We start from the raw sequence: 4112 nt of genomic DNA on the forward strand, positions 1-4112 counted from the left end.
GCCCAAGGCATAGCCCGAACCATCACCCCTTGAACCTGTCGCCCGAAGGACAGGACGTACAGGTGTGCTGGGTGCCCTCGCCACGCTCACCGTTGGTAGCCGGTGCGGCCAGCAGGCGTATACGTCCTGTCGGTCGGAGGATCGGGATCAGAGGGGGTAGGTGGGGGGTTTGGAGCGGAGGGTTATCCAGCGGGTTTCGGTGAAGGCTTCGAGGTTGGCGGTGGTGCCGCCGAAGCGGGAGCCGGTGCCGGAGGCGCGGACGCCGCCGAAGGGGGCGTTGGCTTCGTCGTTCACGGATTGGTCGTTGATGTGGACGATGCCGGTGGGGATCTGCTCGGCGATGGCCAGGCCGCGGAGCGGGTCCTGGGTGACGATGCCCAGGGACAGGCCGTACTCGCCGGCGCCGGCCAGGCGGATGGCGTCTTCGACGGAGTCGACCTTGGTGACGGGTGCGACCGGACCGAAGACCTCCTCGGTGAAGGCGGGGGCATCAATCGGTACGTCGGCCAGCACGGTGGGACGGTAGAACAGATCGGTATAGGCGCCTCCAGCAACAAGTTTGGCGCCGGCCGTGGTGGATGCGCCGACCAGGCCGTGGATCTTGTCCCGCTGACCGGCATCGATGACCGGTCCGAGTGCGACCGCCTCGGTGGCCGGGTTGCCGACCGTCATCGACGCGGCCTTCTCGGCAAGGGCTTCCACGAAATCGTCGTACACGCGGGCGGCGACCAGATGGCGGCCCGTCGTCATACAGATCTGGCCCTGGTGGAAGAACGATCCCCAGGTCGCCAGATTGACGGCTTCCGCAACGTCGGCGTCGTCGAGAACCAGCAATGCGGAGTTGCCGCCGAGTTCGAGGTGGGCTCGTTTGAGGTGCTCGCCGGCCAGCGCGCCGATCCGGCGGCCGACCCCGGTGGAGCCGGTGAACGAGATGACGCGGACATTCGGATCGGTCACCAGCGCCTGACCGACGTCCGCGCCACCCGGAAGCATCTGCAGTACGCCGGGAGGTAAGCCCGCCTCCTCGAAGATGCGGGCCATCAACGCGCCGCCGGTGACCGCCGTCCGCGGGTCGGGTTTGAGGATCACCGCGTTGCCGAGGGCAAGCGCCGGGGCGACCGAGCGGATCCCGAGAATGATCGGCACGTTGAACGGCGAGATCACCGCGACGACCCCGGCCGGCATCCGGCGCGCCAGCGAGAGGCGCGGCTGCTCCGAAGACAGCACCTCACCAAGCGGATGCCCCGGCAGCCCGGCGGCCTGATAGCACTCCTCGGCGGCGATGTGCAGGGAGAAGCCAACGATGCCGGCGGTCGCGCCGACCTCACGGGTGTTCCAGCCGGCGATCTCGTCGGCATGCTGCTGCCACAGGTCGCCGGCCCGACGCATCACCGCTGCCCGGGCCGGGTGCGGGAGCGCCGCCCAAGCTCGCTGGGCTTCGGCCGCGGCCCGCCCGGCCTCGGCGACGTCGTCGACGCCCGCCCGACCCATCTGGCCGAGTTCACCACCGGTGGCGGGCTCAACGACGGCGTACGTGCCGGCCTGGCCCGGCTGCCAACTGCCGGCCTTGAAGATGTGCCCCGACCAGTCGACGGTGTCCAGAAGCGTCATAGCGCTGCCCTCCAGTTGGTGGCGTCACCGTAGGAGCGACCTGGAGGGCCTTCAACCACAGCTTCCACTCAGTGAGAGCAGCAGGTCAATCCGCGCTGGTTTCCGTTCTGAGAGCTGCGGCTACCACGTCGATCGCTGGGGTGCGGGCCCTGCGGGTGAGCAGGTAGACGGACCGGCCGACGTCGGCTTCGGCAGGTCTGCGTACGACGACTCCCTGGGTACCGTGGCGGAGCACCAGATCGGGGAGCAGGGCCGCGGCGCCCGTCGTACGGACGAGTTCGAGCAGGATGAGGAAGTCGTCGGAGGCGTACCGCAGGTCCGGTTCGAAACCGCCGTACTCGCGGCAGACGCGCACGTGCATCTCACGGTGGCCGGTCCCCGGCTGACACGCGGCCCAGGGGATGTCCGCGAGGCGGGAGACCTTCACCCGGTCCGCTGTGGCTTCCGGGTGATTCTCGGGGAGCACCACCTGGATGTGCTCACGCAGTAAGGGCTCTCGCTGCAGATCCGCATGCACCGGCCGCGGCTGACCTTCGTACTCGTCGCCGACCACCACGTCGAGCTGCTGCAGCCGGAGCGCCGGCACGGCCTGCTCGACCTCACCCTCGGTCGCCTCGACCCGGATGTTCGGGTGGGTGACGGCCAGCGCCCGTACGGCGGGAGCCACGATCTGCAGGAACGCCGACTGGAACGACGTGATCCGTACGACGCCGGCCACCCGCCCTGCCGCGACGGACGCCAGCTCGGCCTCGGCCGCCTCGACTCCCTCCAGCAGGGTGGCCGCGTGCCGGACCAACACATGCCCGGCCGCGGTCAGCCGGACATTGCGGCCGACTCGCTCGAGCAACGGCGTACCGGCTTCTCGCTCCAGCACCGACAACTGCTGCGAGACCGCGCTGGGCGTGTAGCCGAGCGCGCGGGCAGCGCCGTGCACGGTGCCGCGGTCGTGAACCTCGCGGAGTAGGCGGAGTCGATGGAGGTCGAGCATCTGTTCAGGATAGCTACACAATCATGTCCACGAAGCCGTGATAGACGTGAACAGTTGAACGCGTCGATCATCGTTCTCGTGGGCGCCCTCTTCTGTCTCCTTTCCGCAGCCGCTTTCGGCGCGATGGCCGTGTTCGGCAAACTCTCGTACGACGAAGGCGTGTCGGTCGACGCACTTCTGCTGGTCCGGTTCGGGCTGGCCGGTCTGGTCCTGATGGCGATCGCAGTGGCCCGCGGAGCGTTCCGCGGGATCCCCCGGCGCGCAGTGCTGGTCAGCCTCGGCATGGGCGTGTTCGGGTACGCCGCGCAGGCCGGGCTCTACTTCTCCGCACTGACCCGGATCGACGCATCCCTGGTCGCGCTGCTCCTCTACCTCTACCCGATCCTGGTGATGGCCGGCGCAATCTTGCTCGGCCGCGAAGGCACCTCCCGCCGCCGCGTCTGGGCACTCGGTCTTGCGCTGGGCGGCATCATCCTGGTCCTCAGCGGCGCCGCCTCCGGCCGCTTCGACCTGACCGGCGCGCTGCTGGCGGCGAGTGCAGCCGTGGTCTACACGTGCTACATCCTCGTCGGCGACCGCACGACGGCCGACGTACCGCCGCTCGCCCTGACAGCCCTCGTCTGCACCGGTGCCTTCGGCACCTTCCTCGTCGCAACGCTCATCCGCGGCACCGCCGGCCAACTCACCACCATCACCGGCGCCGGCTGGTTCTGGCTGGCCGTGTTGTCCCTCGTCAGCACGGTCGCCGCCATTCTGCTGTTCTTCGCCGGAATGGCCCGCGTCGGACCGTCGGTCGCGTCAATCCTCTCGATCCTCGAACCGGTCGTCACGGTCGTCTCGGCCGCCCTCGTCTTCGGCGAACACCTCACCCCGATCCAATGCATCGGCGGCGCGATCGTCCTGTCCGCCGTACTGATCGTCCAATGGCCCACCCGCGCGACCGACCCCTCCGGCTTGGGAAGGAAGACGGGCGGAACACCCTTGCTAGGCGGACCGCCACCACCGTCCAACCACCCCCGTCGGCGACCGCCCACGCCTGACCCCGCCCAGACAACCGCAGTTGGTGGGTGATGGGCGTCCGCCCTGCTCCCCAACTCCACCCCGGGTACCACCGAACACGCCCAGCACCTCGCCCGCCGTGCTGCTGTCCACCCCAGCGCCACCCCATTTGACGGGCTGACCCACGCGAGTGTGGGTTGGCGAACCGCACGCGGCCGCCCTGCCGCGACCTGGGGTGGGTATACCCACGAGATGGTGGGTTGGCCAATCAGAATCCGGTTCGCCAACCCACCACGGGGGGTGTACCCATCAGATGCGAGGTTCCCGGACCGGATTCCGGGGTGGGGCCCCGAGCCGGTGGGTTCGCCCACCGCTGCGGCAGGTTTGCGGAGTCGGGCTGCCGGTATGAGCCTGTAGCGAAATGGCGTTTTGCCGGCCGGGGCATCGAATCTGTCGGGCTGGTCGGGCTGGGTGGCCCCGGGGTCAGGTTGCTGGGTGGAGGGTGTGGTTGTGG

3 protein-coding genes are annotated in these 4112 nt (G+C 69.2%); 1 reads left to right on the plus strand and 2 read right to left on the minus strand.

Annotated features, from left to right (window positions below):
• Window positions 1-147: 147 nt before the first annotated feature.
• The gene (locus E1261_RS43620) at window positions 148-1611 is read right to left on the minus strand and encodes an aldehyde dehydrogenase family protein (protein ID WP_132416071.1); all 1464 of its coding nucleotides are present in this window, start codon (window positions 1609-1611) and stop codon (window positions 148-150) included.
• Between the two features lie 85 nt (window positions 1612-1696).
• Window positions 1697-2599: a LysR family transcriptional regulator gene (locus E1261_RS43625; protein WP_132416073.1), complete on the minus strand. Its 903-nt coding sequence runs from the start codon at window positions 2597-2599 to the stop codon at window positions 1697-1699.
• 54 nt (window positions 2600-2653) lie between these two features.
• On the opposite strand from E1261_RS43625, the gene E1261_RS43630 reads away from it, so the two are divergent.
• Complete coding sequence (locus E1261_RS43630; RefSeq protein ID WP_238176827.1) at window positions 2654-3670, plus strand: DMT family transporter; 1017 nt, start codon at window positions 2654-2656, stop codon at window positions 3668-3670.
• The last annotated feature ends 442 nt before the right edge of the window (window positions 3671-4112 follow it).

Origin of the sequence: Kribbella albertanoniae, assembly GCF_004348455.1 — a bacterium.
Lineage (GTDB): Bacteria > Actinomycetota > Actinomycetes > Propionibacteriales > Kribbellaceae > Kribbella > Kribbella albertanoniae.

Bases quoted from the DNA above. Each gene is read 5' to 3' on its own strand.
- E1261_RS43620 (WP_132416071.1), bottom strand. From the start codon at position 1,611: ATGACGCTTCTGGACACCGTCGACTGGTCGGGGCACATCTTCAAGGCC.
- E1261_RS43625 (WP_132416073.1), bottom strand. From the start codon at position 2,599: ATGCTCGACCTCCATCGACTCCGCCTACTCCGCGAGGTTCACGACCGC.